The 17,421-nt window shown below is 37.7% G+C and carries 11 protein-coding genes and 2 riboswitches; of the genes, 10 read left to right on the forward strand and 1 reads right to left on the reverse strand.

The window, feature by feature from the left end; translation table 11 throughout:
* Positions 1 to 101 precede the first annotated feature (101 nt).
* The 8 genes from PGZ10_RS10010 to PGZ10_RS10045 all read left to right on the forward strand — a co-directional run bounded on the left by PGZ10_RS10010 (position 102) and on the right by PGZ10_RS10045 (position 14,536).
* Complete coding sequence (locus PGZ10_RS10010; protein WP_270541349.1) at positions 102 to 1,622, forward strand: putative DNA modification/repair radical SAM protein; 1,521 nt, start codon at positions 102 to 104, stop codon at positions 1,620 to 1,622.
* A gap of 53 nt (positions 1,623 to 1,675) precedes the next feature.
* A complete protein-coding gene (locus PGZ10_RS10015) occupies positions 1,676 to 2,440 on the forward strand; it encodes a TIGR03915 family putative DNA repair protein (RefSeq protein WP_270541306.1) in 765 nt (254 codons plus the stop codon).
* A 162-nt stretch (positions 2,441 to 2,602) separates the two neighbouring features.
* Positions 2,603 to 2,678, forward strand: a riboswitch (cyclic di-GMP riboswitch).
* Entirely contained in the window at positions 2,660 to 2,917 is a 258-nt protein-coding gene (locus PGZ10_RS10020; RefSeq protein ID WP_270541308.1) for a hypothetical protein, read from the forward strand. (Overlaps the previous riboswitch by 19 nt.)
* 72 nt (positions 2,918 to 2,989) lie before the next feature.
* Positions 2,990 to 4,039: a GGDEF domain-containing protein gene (locus PGZ10_RS10025; protein ID WP_270541310.1), complete on the forward strand. Its 1,050-nt coding sequence runs from the start codon at positions 2,990 to 2,992 to the stop codon at positions 4,037 to 4,039.
* Between the two features lie 97 nt (positions 4,040 to 4,136).
* Positions 4,137 to 5,627: an HD-GYP domain-containing protein gene (locus PGZ10_RS10030; protein ID WP_270541311.1), complete on the forward strand. Its 1,491-nt coding sequence runs from the start codon at positions 4,137 to 4,139 to the stop codon at positions 5,625 to 5,627.
* A 225-nt stretch (positions 5,628 to 5,852) separates the two neighbouring features.
* Positions 5,853 to 8,711 (forward strand): ATP-binding protein, encoded by a 2,859-nt coding sequence (locus PGZ10_RS10035; RefSeq protein WP_270541312.1) that lies wholly within the window; start codon positions 5,853 to 5,855, stop codon positions 8,709 to 8,711.
* 146 nt (positions 8,712 to 8,857) lie between these two features.
* Positions 8,858 to 8,948: riboswitch (cyclic di-GMP riboswitch) on the forward strand.
* A 233-nt stretch (positions 8,949 to 9,181) separates the two neighbouring features.
* Complete coding sequence (locus PGZ10_RS10040) at positions 9,182 to 12,388, forward strand: hybrid sensor histidine kinase/response regulator (protein WP_270541314.1); 3,207 nt, start codon at positions 9,182 to 9,184, stop codon at positions 12,386 to 12,388.
* Between the two features lie 225 nt (positions 12,389 to 12,613).
* Complete coding sequence (locus tag PGZ10_RS10045) at positions 12,614 to 14,536, forward strand: hybrid sensor histidine kinase/response regulator (RefSeq protein ID WP_270541315.1); 1,923 nt, start codon at positions 12,614 to 12,616, stop codon at positions 14,534 to 14,536.
* A gap of 329 nt (positions 14,537 to 14,865) precedes the next feature.
* On the opposite strand, the gene PGZ10_RS10050 is transcribed toward PGZ10_RS10045, so the two are convergent.
* Positions 14,866 to 15,183, reverse strand: coding sequence for a helix-turn-helix domain-containing protein (locus PGZ10_RS10050; protein ID WP_330428640.1), 318 nt, complete (start codon positions 15,181 to 15,183; stop codon positions 14,866 to 14,868).
* 234 nt (positions 15,184 to 15,417) lie between these two features.
* On the opposite strand from PGZ10_RS10050, the gene PGZ10_RS10055 reads away from it, so the two are divergent.
* Both PGZ10_RS10055 and PGZ10_RS10060 read left to right on the forward strand, forming a co-directional pair.
* Positions 15,418 to 16,293 (forward strand): tyrosine-type recombinase/integrase, encoded by an 876-nt coding sequence (locus tag PGZ10_RS10055; RefSeq protein ID WP_270541316.1) that lies wholly within the window; start codon positions 15,418 to 15,420, stop codon positions 16,291 to 16,293.
* Between the two features lie 299 nt (positions 16,294 to 16,592).
* The coding region (locus PGZ10_RS10060; protein WP_270541317.1) for a PucR family transcriptional regulator ligand-binding domain-containing protein at positions 16,593 to 17,421 on the forward strand (829 nt) is incomplete at its 3' end.

The raw sequence follows: 17,421 nt of genomic DNA on the forward strand, positions 1-17,421 counted from the left end.
AAAACCGGAATTTAGTTTTTCATTTAAGTAATTCTTGATTGCCTCTGTTTTAACTGTAAAAAACACTTGCATAGGCGAACGTATGTTTGTATAATAGAAATATGAATACAGAAATGACAAATGAGCATTATACAATACAGGAAAAATTACATATTCTTGCTGATGCTGCAAAGTATGATGTCGCATGTACATCAAGCGGCTCAAGCCGCCGGGGACAGAAAGGAGAACTCGGTAATGCCGTTTCATGTGGAATTTGTCACAGCTTTGCGGCAGACGGAAGATGTATTTCTTTACTTAAGATCTTAATGACCAATCATTGTGTCTACGATTGCAAATACTGCATTAACCGTGCGAGCAATGATGTAAAAAGAGCTACATTTACTCCGGAAGAGATCTGTAATCTTACAGTCGAATTTTATAAACGGAATTATATAGAAGGACTTTTCCTAAGTTCCGGTATTTTGAAAAATCCAACCTATACGATGGAAAAGATATGCGAGACATTGTTACTTCTCCGCACCAAATATCATTTTAATGGATACATTCATGTGAAGACGATTCCGGGGGCTTCGGATGAATTACTTGCAGCTGCCGGTTATCTGGCAGACCGTGTCAGCGTGAATCTGGAACTGCCAACTTCTGAGGGACTTCGTAAGCTGGCACCGAACAAGACTATGCAGACAATCCTAAGTCCGATGGGAAAGGTGCAGAATACCATTGCCGCACATCGCATGGCAATCGGAAAATCATCATATATGGAAAGAAGTCGTGGAAATCAGTTCCTGTATAACGGAATTTTTTCTGATACTTCCAAACAACAGTTCCAAAGGAAACTGGATAGCAGGGCAGCGCTGCAAAAAGCAGCAGATGTATCCTCAATTACTGCACAGTCAAATCCTGCTCTATTGGATTCTTCCTTCACCTGGAATCAGGCATATCAACTTGCACCACATGATATGTCCAGATTAAAACGCAGCTTTGCACCGGCAGGACAAAGCACCCAGATGATCATCGGAGCGACAGGTGAAAGCGATTATACCTTATTACAAACCACGCAGCAGCTTTATCAGGGATTTGATCTGAAACGTGTCTTTTATTCGGCATATATCCCGCTGAATGAAGATTCTGTTCTGCCTAAGATCGGAACTCCACCGCCGCTTTTGCGTGAACACAGGCTTTATCAGGCAGACTGGCTGCTCCGGTTTTACGGATTTCAGGCAGATGAACTTTTAACCATAGAGAAACCGAATTTTAACGAACTTCTGGATCCGAAGTGTGATTGGGCATTACGCCATCTGGAATTATTTCCCGTTGAAGTAGAAACGGCAAGCTATGCAGAACTCCTCCGCGTACCCGGAGTCGGACCGAAATCAGCCAGCCGTATTGTAAATGCACGAAGATATGGCAGAATGGATTTCACAAGTCTGAAGAAAATGGGAGTTGTGCTGAAAAGAGCGCACTATTTCATCACCTGTGGCGGAAAACAGATGTATCACACACCACTTGAAGAGACTTATATCACAAGACAGCTGGTCAGCGTAGACCGGAAGGAATCCTGGGAAATGGCTCATGCAAATGAAGGATTTTCACAGATGACACTTGCTGATTTCGGAATTGGATAGTTACATCATTAGGGCAGAAAATACTTATAGCAATATGAGAAAGCAGGAAATTTATGAAGATATATACTTGCAAGGACCGGTTAGAAGACATCATGACATGCATCTATGATGCATGGGCAGATGCTTTGCTAATCGGTCATGATCAGATACAGTTGAAAAAAGAACCGATTTTCCAGACAACATTATTGGACGAATATATCCATGTAGATGGGGACAGCTTCAAAGCAGAAAAAGTCACCCGGTCTATCCGCAGAGATATTTCTTCCAGAGCATATCTGTATGTGTATTACGCATCCCTTTCAGCAGAAGAAGACGCACTGCAGACAATCTATAATTTTTTACGAGTTGGATTTGCCATGGGAGCGGGTGTACTCGAAAATTATACCAATCCACATGTAATGCGGATAATAGAACTGTACCGTAGTGTCGGAAATGAAAGCCATCATTTCCGTGAATTCGCCCGGTTTCAAAGTCTCGACGGGCGTGTGTATGTCAGCCATCTAGAACCCAAAAGTGATGTGATCATGCTGGTTGGAAGACATTTCGCAGACCGTATGCCGTCTGAATACTGGATGATCGTTGACGATAACCGGAAGACCGTCTGTGTCCATCTAAAAGACGGAGAAAATTATCTTCGTTATCTGACGGACGGAGAGTTTGAGGCACTTCGGAAAACAGAAGAGTACGAAGATGAATACACTGGGATGTGGAAGACATTTTTCCATACGATCGGGATCAAAGAGCGGGAGAATTATGTCTGTCAGAGGAATCTTTTTCCGATCTGGAAGAGAAAGCATGCTGTGGAATTTAAAGAATAATCGCAGAAATTAAAAAGCAGCAAAGAATAACTCCGGTTAAAAATCATGAACAGGAAACTCTTTTTTTGCTTTTAGGCGTAAAAACGGTAATGTTTTTCTTGTACATAGTCGAGCATTAGAGTATAATAAACTCAGTTTTTTTCATATGTTTAAAAGCTATAATAAGAAAAACGGCAAAACAGATGAAAGTCTGCGACGCAAAGCTATAGGGTCTGTAAAATGGTAGCCAGTTGCCAAGTTAAAGATGCATTGTCTGCAATGACAATGCTCTTTTTCGGTTTGGTTGTTCTGGTGAATATAGGCATTCGTGCAGATAGCAGTCAAAGGGATTTGACAAGGTCAAGAGCTGAATTAAACGCAGTAACGTATGCAGATCATATGAAGGCTGATATCGTGAGAGGAATTGATATTACAAATTTGGCAAAACCTCTGGATATTGAAAAGATGAAAAATACTATCAAAGATATTTGTCCCTAATATAGGGAGAAAGTAAATGAATAGCATAGTTATTAAAATGAATATTATTTGAGATTCGGGATAAATGGTGAAATGCAGACAAACAAGAAAAATAAAAATATAATAGGTATTATACAGAGTTTCCTTATATTGATATTAGTGGTTCTTATTATTTTTATGATGATTCAGATTAGCAGGCTGCAGGGGACAGCACGCGTAATAAATTATGCAGGTCTGGTACGTGGAGCTACACAGCGCGAAGTAAAATTAGAAATTACAGGAAACCAAAATGATGAATTAATTAAATATTTGGATGACATTCTTCTTGGATTGAGATATCAGGATGGACATTATAATCTGGTAAAACTCAATGACGAAGAATATCAGGGGAAATTGAAAATCCAGAGTGATTACTGGGATAAATTGAAAACAGAAATTGAAGCAGTAAGAAACAAGGGATACGAAAATACAGACATTGTTAATATGAGTGAAATATATTTTACGATGGCAGATGAAACTGTCTCTGCCGCAGAAAGCTATTCAGAAAGGATCGCTATAAAGATTCGTACTATAGAGCTTTTGTCGGCACTTGATATGTTGATTCTGGTGATATTGGTTATTATGCAGACTCTAAAGGCAATGCAGATGGCAATGCAAAACAGATTGCTGGAACAGAAAGCATTCGTAGATGCCCATACTGGGCTGCCAAATAAAAATGCCTGTAATGAGCTTCTTAATAAAAAAGATATAATTACAGGTTCTACAGCATGCATAATGTTTGATTTAAATAATCTAAAAACTGTAAATGATACAATGGGACATTCCGCAGGAGATCAGTTAATATTGAATTTCTCAAAGTTTTTGCGAAGTGTTATTCCAGAAAAGGATTTTGTTGGAAGATATGGCGGAGATGAGTTTATAGCAGTCATTTATCATACAAATGAGGCGGAAATTAAGGAAATATTAAAAGGTTTGTACAGAGAAAAAGATAGATTAAATAGTTATGAAAATCAAATACCAATCGACTATGCATGCGGATGGGCATTATCCTCCGATAATATGTCGTGTACAATGCAGATGTTATTGGATGATGCAGATGCTAATATGTATAAAAATAAACAGTTATGCAAGAAATATAATTAGCATTCTTAAGGAAAGTGATTAAAAAACTATCGATAGGAAGTGCCTTTTTTAATTTATAGGATTTCTAAAGACCACAAGAATAAAGGAAATAGAAAATATGAATAAAAGACAAAAAATACTGATTGCCGATGATGCAAAGTTTAACAGGGATATATTGAAAGAATTTCTTGGAGAAACTTATGATTATCTGGAAGCTGAAAATGGAAATCAGGTAATCCAGATGATAGGAGAAAATATTGGAATTGATCTGATGCTTTTAGATATCAATATGCCACAGATGAATGGTTTTGAAGTCTTGGAAATAATGAAAAGAAGCCAGTGTATTGATGAAACTCCAGTTATTATGATCTCTGCTGAAGAATCTGTTGATGTTATGCGTAAAGCATATGAAATGGGAATTACAGATTATATTACACGACCTTTTGATTCTGTTATTGTAAAGAAAAGAGTCCAGAATACCCTAGAACTTTATGCGAACCAAAAGCGTCTGATCAATGTGGTTGTTGATCAGGTTTATGAAAAAGAAGAAAACAATGATATTATGCTCAGAATTCTGAGCAATGTATTAGGGTCACGCAACAGTGAGAGCAGCGAACATATTTTACATATCCGTACTGCGACGAAAATGATGCTGAGACAACTGTTAAAAACAACGGATGCTTATCATCTGACGGAGACCGATATTGCTATAATCACAACCGCTTCTTCGCTTCATGATATTGGTAAAATACGCATTCCGGAAGAAATACTGAATAAACCCGGAATACTGACCGATGAAGAATTTAAAATTATGAAAACTCATAGTGAGATTGGAGCATCCATGATCTGGGATATGCATTTTTTACAAGATCATCCACTGGTACATACCGCATGGGAAATCTGCAGATGGCATCATGAAAGATGGGATGGAAAGGGTTACCCGGATGGTCTGAAAGGTGAAGAAATACCAATTTCTGCACAGGTGGTGTCTATTGTGGATGTTTATGATGCTCTTACCAGTGAACGATGTTATAAGAAAGCATTTGAGCATGATACCGCAATCAAGATGATTCTGGACGGGCAATGCGGGCAGTTCAATCCGGTTCTTCTTAAGTGCCTGAAAGAACTAAGCCTTCAGTTTTCCAAGATGTATACGAATGAAACGAATGATAATAAACAGTATTATGAAGCACAGAGGCTCTCTGACGAAATACTAAAGGAAAAGTCTTTACCCCGTAAAAATTATTCGCAGCATGTCATTAAGCTCATGCAGGAAAAGATAGAGTTTTTTAAAATGGACAGTGGCAAAATTTCCATTGAGTATAATGCAATTTCAGGTCGGCTGATTATAATTAACGGAAACCGGCAGATACTGTGTCAGAGAGATGATCCGAAATTTGATATATTCAAACTGTTCGAAGTAAGCAGTGAAGATATTCAACATATCAGAGCGTTACTGGACCAAACATCAATACAGAATACAGAAATCTCATTGCAGTTAATGGCAAAGGTGGAAAATAAAAGGCAGATGTTTGATCTGAAACTGCATACCTTATGGTCTTCTTTAAAGAAAGATGGATATATAGGAATTGTCGGATATCTCTCTTGATTGGTGATATTATTTTTGGATATATCGAAATAAGAAAAAGGATAATGTAATTACTCTGTTAGTAAATTGACACAAGTTGGCTGTAGAGTATAATTATAGTAAAAGTACAGCAGAAGCTGTCGCAAAGATATTTATAAAAATGTTGCGGGGGTATTGAACATTAATGAATGTAAAATTAAAATCTGGAAGCAAGCAAGCGACTGTAGCCTGGAGGGTGGGAGAAAGATGAAGAAGTGCAAATTAGTACAGAATATAATGAATTTCAAATTTTGTTACATTATATTTTGCACAATTATATGTTTTATTGTTTTATCCGTTCCTATATTTGCCAAAGAAAACTCTGACAATGTTATCCGGGTAGGATCTTTTGAGGAAACTTATAATGTAGTCAATGAAAAGGGAGAAAGAAGCGGATATGGTTATGAGTATCTTCAAGATATTGCAGGTTATGCAGGTTGGACATATAAATACATAACAAGTGATTGGAAAAACTGCTTTACACAGTTGGAAAATGGAGAGATTGACATTCTTGGTGGTATTTCCTATACAGACGAACGTGCTGAAAAAATGCTTTTTTCCGATATGCCTATGGGGGAAGAGAAATATTACATCTATACGGATGCATCCAATATGGATCTTACAGCAGGAAATTTGGATTCTTTTGAGGGAAAAAATATTGGTGTGTTTAAAGATAATATAACGGAGGATGTGCTTAACGAATGGGAGTTAAAGTATGGTCTGCATACGCAGCATGTCAATGTTTCTAATACCGCAGAAGTTATGGACAAACTGTCGAAACATGAAATTGACTGCTTCGTTTCGGTAGAAGAATCCCGTTGGGAAGAATCGGATATTTCACCGCTTACAAGTATTGGAGAGACAGAAATCTATTTCGCTATAAATCCAGAACGTCCGGATATCAAAGAAGCACTGGATAGTGCTATGCGCAGAATCAAGGATGACAACCCATTTTACACAGATGATCTCTACAGGCGTTATCTTTCTGCACAGAGCAGCTCGTTTCTTTCAAAAGAAGAAAGTGAGTGGATCGGGCAGCATGGTGCAATCCGGATAGGGTATCTGAATCAGGATGGAGGTATCAGCAGTGTAGATCCATCAACAGGTAAACTGACAGGTATTATTACAGATTATGTGGATCTTGCAGAAAATTGTCTGCAAGGTCAGACTCTGGAATTTGAATTAAATGGATATGAGACAAGAAGTGAACTGTTTCAGGCATTGCAGGATGGAAAAATAGACCTGATTTTTCATGCAAACCAGAATCCATACTTTGCAGAAACAAATGGATTTGCTTTGTCGGATACGCTGTTGACTCTCAATATGGCAGCAATTACGGCAAAGGATTCTTTTGATGAAAATAAAGAGAATACAGTTGCCGTTGAAAAAGATGATTTTGCATTGAAAGCATATCTTTCATACAATTATCCGCAATGGAAGGTTGTGGAATATGAAACATCAGATGCAGCAGTAAAAGCAATGCAGAAAGGGGAGACGGATTGTATTGTAAGCAATTCAGGTACTGTTTCAGACTATTTGAAAAATAATAAGCTTCATAGTGTTTTCCTGACAAAAGAAGCTGATGTTCCATTTGCTATTCAGCAGGGAGAACCGGTTCTTTTGTCCATTCTGAATAAAACACTGACATCTATGCCTACAACTCAATTTTCAGGTGCAGTAGTTTCGTATAATGCTTCTTCACGAAAAGTTACAGCGAAGGATTTTATTCAGGACAATTTACTGGCTGTCTCACTCATAGTTGGAATCTCTATTTTTGTTGTTCTGTGTATAATTCTTGATTCTTTGAAAAAATCAAAACGTGCGGAAGAAAAATCCAAGAAGTCTGCTGAGCAGGCATTGAAGCTGAATCAGGAGCTTGAAGAAAAACGGCAGGAATTACAAAATGCACTTGTAGAAGCACAGAGTGCCAATAAGGCTAAGACTTCCTTTTTAAATAACATGTCTCATGACATCAGGACACCGATCAATGGCATTATGGGCATGCTTACAATTCTTGAAAAAAGCGGAAATGATGGTGAGCGGGCAAAAGATTGCCTGAATAAAATAAATGAGTCTTCGAAACTGCTATTATCATTGGTAAATGATGTTTTGGATATGGCAAAGTTAGAATCGGATACCGTGGTTTTTAGTGATGAATCCATCAATCTGGATCAGGTATGTCAGGAAATCACGGAGTCACTATCTTTTCAGGCAGAAGAAAAAGGACTTCATGTTATGGGAGAACATGATGATTACAGTGGTATATATGTTTGGAGCAATGCAGTTCATCTGAAAAAAGTATTGATGAATCTGTTTACAAACAGTATGAAGTACAATAAGGTGAATGGTTCTATTTACATGAGTATGAGAACGATTGAAAGATCAGAAGATCACATGACATGTGAATTTAAAATAAAAGATAATGGAATTGGAATGTCAGAAGAATTTATAAAAAATGAATTGTTTACTCCATTTGTACAGGCAGATAATTCCCCACGTTCTGATTATAATGGGACAGGTCTGGGAATGCCTATTGTGAAACAACTTGTAGAAAAGATGGGCGGAACCATAACAGTTGAAAGCAAGCTTGGTGAAGGAAGCTGTTTTACTGTAATACTTCCATTTAAAATTGATACGAATGCACGACCGGAAGAAAAAGAAGATTTCAATGCAGATCTATCAGGTGTCCGGATATTATTGGCTGAAGATAATGAGCTGAATGCGGAAATAGCAGAATTTATGCTGATGGAAAATGGGGCTGAAGTAGAAACAGTGAAAAATGGGTTAGAAGCTGTTCAGCACTTTGAAGCCTGCGAATCAGGAACATACGATGTTATTTTAATGGATGTCATGATGCCGGTGATGGATGGGCTTACTGCCACAAAAACAATAAGATCCCTGGAACGGCAGGATGCAAAAACAATCCCTATCATTGCTATGACTGCAAATGCGTTTAGGGAAGATGCAGAAAAGTGTATGGAAGCAGGAATGAATGCACATTTGTCAAAGCCGATTGTGATTGAGGAAGTTATAAAAACGATTTTAAGGTATGTTCATAATGATTAGCAGGGTTCATGAATTAGTGGAATACAATTGACAGGAGGGCTAAAAGATGACAATGCAGGCTGGCATACGCAAAATACACAGATTTTCTATCCAACATTATTGACGTGTAAAAATTTTTATGGTATTTTTATTTCTAAAAAAAGAGATTATTTTAAAGGCAAACCTGTTGAAAGGCAGGAGCGCAAAGCCAGAAGGGACTAAAGTCAGAAAGCTTGACCATGTCAGCCGGTTGCCACTGTTTCCATATCATCATAATATATGGAAAAGATGTTTGAACAGAAGAGATTCCGATACCTTTTATACTATATAGATGTGTCATTTTAGAGAAATATAGTAGGGACACTGGCAGATTTTAGCAAGTGTCCTTTTTGCATGCAAAAATGGGTAACAAAACTGGCAGGGACAGGTTTTCTGTATACAGATAAAAGCAAGATGAAGAAGGCATAAGACGGAGAAAGGATTTTTATAAAATGAAAAATTATGAAGACAAAATATATTCCTTAGGTGAGACTGTAACGGGGCAGACACAGGTCATGTCACAGGTCGTACAGAAAACACTGGAAAATAATGGCGGGGTAGGTATAATGACAGGATCTTATGACCAAAACCTGTCTATTTTGTCTGTGAATAATCTGCTGTTGCATAGTACGGGATATACATTCGATACTTTCATGGAACAGACAAAAGGCTCATTGAGAAATTTCTTTTATGACGAGGAAGATAGACTGGAGCGAGACCGTTTTTTGCAGCTTCACGGAACAGGAGAAGCACAGATCCTTGCAGCAGACGGTACAGTGAAAAATGTACGGCTTTGTAAAGAGGATGCGACAGATGAGGCGGGCAGACAGATCTGGGTTATGTCCGTACAGGTCAACTGGGATCATGTAAATTTGACACTGCTCAATGAGGCTATCTGTTCCGGCTTCTGGTATTTTGACTGTGACGAAAACAGTGAGATTGTGAATGTAAACTGGAGTCATGAATTCCGAAAAATGCTTGGCTATCATGACACTCTGGACTTTCCGAATAAACTGGAATCCTGGTCGGATCTTCTGCATCCACAGGATAAAGAAAGAGTAATGGTGCAGCTTCAGGCGGCAATTAAGGATAAGACGAACCAGATAAAATACCAGGTAGAGTATCGTATGAGAATGAAGGATAATCAATACCAGTGGTTTCGGGCATCGGCAGAAGTAATACGCCGTCTGGATGGTTCTGCCAGCAGGATTGCCGGGATTTTTATTAACATTGATGGGGAGAAAAAAGAAATCATGCAGGCACAAAAATCTGCTGCTTTCCACCGGGCTTTTACGAAAGCAGATTTGTGCGAGTATTATGTGAATCTGGAAACGAATACTTTTGATACCTTTAAAGTTGAACCGTCCCTGATGACCGTCTTTGAACAGAGTCATACGTGGGATGAATTGATCCGGCATTTTGTGGATTCCTATGTTGTGGAGACAGATAAGAAGGCGGTATCCTCTTTTTACGACCGTGGTTATATTGCAGAAAGGCTGAAGGGTCTGGAAACCGAATTGGCTTTAGAGTGCCGTATCACTCTGAATGGAAAAGAACGATGGGTCCGCAATGTGGTCATACGTGGCGAGATCGAGGATTCAGAATATGCCATGATCTTTCTGCGTGATATCACAGAGGCAAAGGTAGAGAGCGCACGGCATCTGCAGATGGCAGCGGATAATGCTTCCATGGAGCAGCTGATTCAGAGTATTGTGCGTCTGGTTGACCGCTTTGTTGTCTGTGATCTGGAAAATGACAGATATGAATTCTACAATCTGAATGGACAGATGATATATAAACCTCTGGGATTTTATCATGATTTTCAGATGCAGGTTCTTGAAAAATATAAGACACTGGAACCATTGGAAGCTATAGATATCCTGATAACCCCGGATAATATTCGGAAAAAACTGAAAAGTGAAAATGATATTTATAAGTTTGAGTATTGCAGCCTGGATGAAAAGACTTATAAAATCGCTTCTTATATTCCCTTGGAATGGAAGAATGGAAAGCTGGAAAAGGTATTGCTGGCATCCATGGATGTGACACAGGAAAAGAAAGCAGAGATTGAATCCCGTCAGGCACTGAAAGAAGCTTACCGGTCCGCAGAAAATGCAAATCGTGCGAAAACGGAATTCCTTTCCAATATGTCCCATGATATCCGGACACCAATGAATGCGATTGTGGGTCTGACGGCAATCGCAGGAGCAAATATTGAGAGCCAGGACAGAGTCATTGAATGCCTCAGCAAGATCACAGAATCAAGCCGCCATCTGCTGGGGCTGATCAATGAAGTATTGGATATGGCACGTATTGAAAGTGGAAAAATGACACTGGCACAGGAAGATTTCAATCTGTCAGAGCTGGTAGATAATCTTATTACACTTACGAAACCGGTGCTTGATGAACATAAACATAATTTTGATATACACATCAATCATATTGAACATGAGGCTGTCTGTGGTGACAGCTTGAGGATTCAGCAGGTATTTGTGAATCTGATGAGTAATGCGATCAAGTATACACCGGATGGTGGAAATATTACTTTTTCGATAGAGGAAAAACCCAATGGATTTTCAGAACTTGGATGCTATGAATTTACGATTGAGGATAATGGAATCGGTATGTCACCGGAATTCCAGAAAATCATGTTTGATCCTTTCAGCCGTGCAGATGACCAACGGACAACCAGAGTTCAGGGAACCGGTCTTGGAATGGCAATCAGCAGAAATATTGTGAACCTGATGAATGGCACTATTAAAGTGGACAGTACCTTACATAAGGGAACTAAAATCACAGTAACAATTTATCTGGAGCTTCAGGAACAAGAAAAAGAACAGGACAAAAATCTGATGAATCTGCCGGTTCTGGTAGTGGATGATGATAAGACATGCTGTGAAAGTACAGTTGCCACACTGAAGGAAATCGGTATTATGGGTGAATGGGTTCTCTCTGGCAGGGAAGCCGTTGAGTGCTGTTATGCACGGCATGAGTTGAAAGATGATTACTTTGCTGTTATTTTAGACTGGAAGATGCCGGATATGGATGGCATAGAAACAGCCAGACAGATCCGGAAGCGGATAGGTAAAGAAATCACCATCATTGTACTGACATCTTATGAATTCAGCGAGATTGAAGAAGAAGCAAAGGCGGCGGGCATAGATGCTTTTATTGCAAAGCCGCTGTTCCGTTCCCGGCTGACGGCTACACTGCGGCAGTTTACTTCAGGAAGAAAAGAAAATACAGCGAGAAATTATCTGGAGAAGCTGTCAGAATCAGACTACACGGGAAAAAGGATTCTGCTGGTTGAGGATAATGAGTTGAACAGAGAAATTGCTGGTGAAATTCTGCAGATGACAGGGGCAGAAGTGGAAACGGCAGAGGATGGAAAAATCGCAGTTGAAAAAGTGGAAGCTTCTCCGGAAGGATTGTATGATCTTGTTTTTATGGATATCCAAATGCCTGTCATGAATGGTTATGAGGCAACTGCAGCAATCAGGAGCCTTCCGGGTGAAAAGGGAAAACTACCTATTGTTGCCATGACTGCCAATGCTTTTGCAGAAGATGTACAGTTGGCCAAAAATACAGGCATGAATGGACATATCGCGAAACCGCTGGATATGAATAAGCTGAATGATGTTCTGGAAAACTGGCTGTAATTGCCTTCCTAGATGCATGGGAAAAGCAGCTAGGAAACATAGAGAGGGTTTTGTTATGACAGAAACCCACAGAATACCGTATGTGTGATGGCAGTTGGCACAGGATGCTTTTTACTGTAAAAAAAAGGGATGAGTCTGGAAATGTAACCCATGTTTGCAAAATACGTGAAGAGTTGAGGCGTTTTTGTATTAAACTAAAATTAGGGAAAAGACATGTGAAATACGATGATGAAAAATAACTATATAAAACAAAAAAGAAAAGATCAAAATCCGGTAAATCATTGGAAAATTTTTGAGGGACGATTGGTATTCCTTCTGGCAATGGTGATTTTGTTTGTTGTTGCATATACTTTTATTTTACAACAAGCATATACCCAAACTGCTCTGAAAACAGAAATTGAACGAGATATTTCCAGTGCAGATGCGGTTCATAAGCTGGTAAATCACAGACTGGGACGAAAAGATTTTAATGAAATAAAAAGTAAAGCTGATGAGAATACAGAACTATTCAAGAATATGTCGACATATATGAATGAAATCAGAACGTTGAATTCTACGAGATATATTTACACAGCAACCAGAAATGAAGACGGTAGATTGATTTACGTTGTAGACGGACTGGATCCATCGGCTGGTGACGTCAGACATCCAGGAGATCCGATTGAAAAGGAGATGGTTCCTTATATAGAAAAAGCACTTTCTGGAAAAACAGTATATTCTCAGGATATTGTTGATACAACATGGGGACCTATTTTTACAGCCTGTTATCCTGTGACAGCGGAAGATGAATCTAATGAAGTAATAGGTGCTTTCTGCATAGAAATGGATATGCAGAAAGCGTATGGAATGGTTGAGAAGACGAATAAGTTAAGTATTGTACTGGGATGCATTACAGCGTGTATTTTGTTAATATTATGTACCTGTGGATATTCTGTATATAAGAAGCAAAAAGAAAATGAGCAGAAACAGCAAAAACTGTTGCAGGAAGCTGCAAGACTGGCCGATTCAGCTAATAAAGCAAAATCAACATTTCTGTTTAATATGTCTCATGATATTCGTACCCCTATGAATGCAATCATTGGATATGCAGAATTGGGAGAGAGACATTTAAAGGAGCCAACTATATTAGAGGATTACTTTGAAAAAATATTATTGTGCGGAAAGAAAATGCTGCATTTGATTGATAACATTCTTGAATTAGCACGAATCGAAAACAACCACGCAACGCTAGATGAAACAATAACAGATGTTTCTAAAAACTTTGATTTATGTATTGATATGTTTAGGAAACCGATAGAAGAAAAACATCAAACACTGAAAGTCAATAAGAACATTCGATATCCATACCTGTATATGGATGATGCAAGATCATCTGAAATTACGATTAACATTTTGAGTAATGCTGTGAAATACACGGGTGAAGGCGGTAACATAAGCTGTACATTGAACCAATATCCCGGCGAAAAAGAAGGTTGGAGTGTATTAGAGCTTATCATAGCAGACAACGGAATCGGAATGTCAGAAGAATTCCAAAAACATATTTTTGAATCATTTTCACAGGAACGATCTTCGTCAGACAGCGGAATAGAAGGTAGCGGACTTGGCATGGGAATCGTGAAGAAACTGGTGGATTTAATGAATGGCAAGATCACAGTTCAGAGCAAACCGGGAGCAGGTTCTACTTTTACAATCACGCTTCCATTAAAAATAGCAAATGAGGAAGAAAGGAATCCGAAACATGCAGACGGTCAGTTGAATATCAAAAAACTGGAAGGAAAAAGGGTTCTTCTGGTAGAAGATAATGACTTGAACGCAGAAATTGCAACGGAACTTTTGACAGAAGAGGGAATCATGATAGAAAGAGCGGAGAACGGCGTTGCATGTATTGATATGCTTAACAAAGCAAAGCAAAATTACTACAGTCTGATTCTGATGGATATTCAGATGCCGATTATGAACGGATATGAAGCATCCAGGAGAATTCGAGAACTGAAAGACGGTAACAAATCGCAGATTCCAATTGTTGCAATGACAGCAAATGCTTTTGAAGAAGATAAGAAGATGGCTTTTGCAAGTGGCATGAATGATCATGTTGCAAAACCAATAGATATGAATGTATTATTGCCTACTATTATGAAATATATGTAAAGGAAGAAAGAAGGACACTGATTTTGCAGTCAGTGTTCTTCTTACATATCAGTCGACTAAAGAAAAACATTTTATAGTTGTACATTATCTCGTTGAGAAGGGTAAATCTGTGAACTTTGTTCACTAAGCAGAACAGTGAAATTTTGACGAATGATATTTCAAGTCTTTTGCTTTTTCAGTAATTCTTGTAATCAATAAGAAGATTATTCAAGAAAAACAGGGAAAAGATAAGCCGGAGAGAGGAGCTGATTTTGGTGTGAGATAATTGAAAAAGGAATGGAAGTTACTGTTTTGGTAGCTTTCATTCCTTTTTTGACGTGAGAGAAGAGTTATTTTTGATTAAATAGATTGTTACATTCATCTATAATAGCTTCAACTGTGCGTACCTGTGATGGTGTGAGCTTGCGGAGCTTATCTGAGAAAATCAACAGATCCTTATCTATAATTTCACCAGTGAGCAAATAGTCGGCACTTACTTCTAAAGCAGAGGAGATTTTTAACAGATTTTCAGGTCTCATTGCCCGTTTTCCTGATTCCGCATAAGAAACAAACTGGGTAGTGACTTCCCCTTTTCTACAAGTGCTTCTTGAGTGAGTCCCAGCTTTTTTCGACGATCCATAATTCTTTTTCCAATTTCCTATAAACATAATTCGTTATCCGACATTAGTATAAAACCTCTCCTCTCGTATTGTTAAATTATATCCACAATAGATGATAAAAATAAGCGTCTACTGTTCGCTAAAATCAACAATACGATATATTATCAGAGATAAATATTGAAAAATCGTGGATGCATAACAAGTAGAAAAAGTAGTGTATGGGAATACGAAAAAGCGAACAGCTATAATGAAAGAAAATGAATTTTCAGGAGGACTATGGTTATGGAACAGATGGATTTTTCAATAGAGGTATCAGAAAGTGAGATAGAAAAATTTGCAGATTATTTATACCAGAAAGAAAATGCAAAGGCAACAATCAATAAATATATGGCAGATATAAAAAAGTTTTTATTTTTTTTGGCAGATGATAAGCGGATCAATAAAAAAGTATTGTTGCAATATAAAGAATGGCTTGTTCAAAAATATGCTGTCAATAGTGTTAATTCGATGCTTGCCGCATTGAATCAGTTCCTGGAATTTTTGAATGTAGGAAATCTGAAAGTAAAAAGAATAAAAGTGCAGAAGCAGTCTTTTTTACAGGATCAGAAAGAAGTGACAGAAAAAGAATGCAGGAAATTGATTGTAACAGCTATGGCAGAAGGAAAAGAACAGCTTGCATTGTGTATTGAAACAATAGCATGTACAGGAATTCGGATCAGCGAAATAAAATATTTTACAGTGGAGCGTGTAAAATCTGGAAAGATAGAGATTTATAATAAAGGAAAGTATAGAAGGATTTTTTTGCCGAAGGTATTGCAAAGGAAACTTCTTTCCTATTGCCATAATAACCAAATAGCAGAAGGTTGGATATTTGTCACGAAAAATGGGAAGTTAAAAGACAGAAGTAATATTTGGAGAGAAATGAAACGATTAAAAGAAAAGGCAGGAGTAGCAGAATCAAAAATATTCCCGCATAATTTTCGACATCTATTTGCAAGGATTTATTATAAAGTAACAAAAGATATTACAGGTCTTGCAGATTTACTTGGACATAGCAACATCAATGTAACGAGAATATATACAGCAACTACAGAAACAGTGTTCCAAAAGAAGCTGGATAAGATTGTCGAACAGGAAATATTGGAATGTACAACATAATATCTGTTATGTTGTACAGTGTCTTTATTAACCTGTTCTACCCTATTTCTGCAAGTCATTCATTTCCTCAAAAAGAGAACTTTAAACAATAAAAATAATAAAGATTATAGCCAATTTCCCAAGAGCGGTACTTAAATAGGGCACAGCTACCAAAAAAATCAGAAAGGAACTATGTAATATGAACAGCATAACAGATAACATGGTGCTATTTAACATTATATCGTACGAAAAGTAATCTGTCCATAAACAACATAACAGATATTATGTTGTATTGATTTTGCAATGAATAAGGAGTAACGATGGCATATACTGTAAGAAAATTACTTGAATCAGAACAGTTTCCGAAAATGAAGCTGCTTTGCGGTGAAAAAGGTCTAGATTTGGAAGTGAAAGGCATTCGAATAATCGAAATTGAAGATATGGAGCGATACCTGACGGGTGGTGAAATACTCATAACCAGTCTTCAGGTATATTTATCATGCAGTGATCGAGAAGTAGAGCAGCATTTTGAAGATTTAGTTAAAAGTGATATAAGTGGATTCATTGTAAAGAAAAGAAAAGAATATGATCCTACAGGACGCAGATTGAGTTTATTAGAAAAACACTGCAAAAAATATGAAATTCCTCTGGTAGAAATTCCAGGAGATTTATATTACTGGGGAATTATCCGACATGTTATGATGCAGGTATTCGATAAAGACACTGCACGCTTAAAGTATTTTAAAATTACACATGATAATTTTAATACGTTTATTTTAAAAAATAATGGATCAAGCAATACAGCAAGTGATATTATCAAATTTTTAAGCATCATGATCGAGAATCCTGTTGTATTGTATTATGGTAATCTTAATTGTATGGTTTCAACAAACTTGGACAACTCCAAGTTAATATTGTCAGATGAAATTCAGCCATATAAACCCAATATTATTACGAAATTTCAATATATGAAGCAGATGAAAGGAAGCTGTGTTCAATATGTAGTGAAATTTGCCATATTGAGTGAGGTGGAAATATATATAACAATAACAGAAGAAAATAGAGAACTGATAGAACTTGATTATATGGCAATCGAGAATGCGATTATTAACTTGCAGTATGGATTTTTGAGTGAATTTGCACAGGATG

Origin of the sequence: Coprococcus sp. AF102-57 (assembly GCF_027686195.1) — a bacterium.
Lineage (GTDB): Bacteria > Bacillota > Clostridia > Lachnospirales > Lachnospiraceae > Allocoprococcus > Allocoprococcus comes.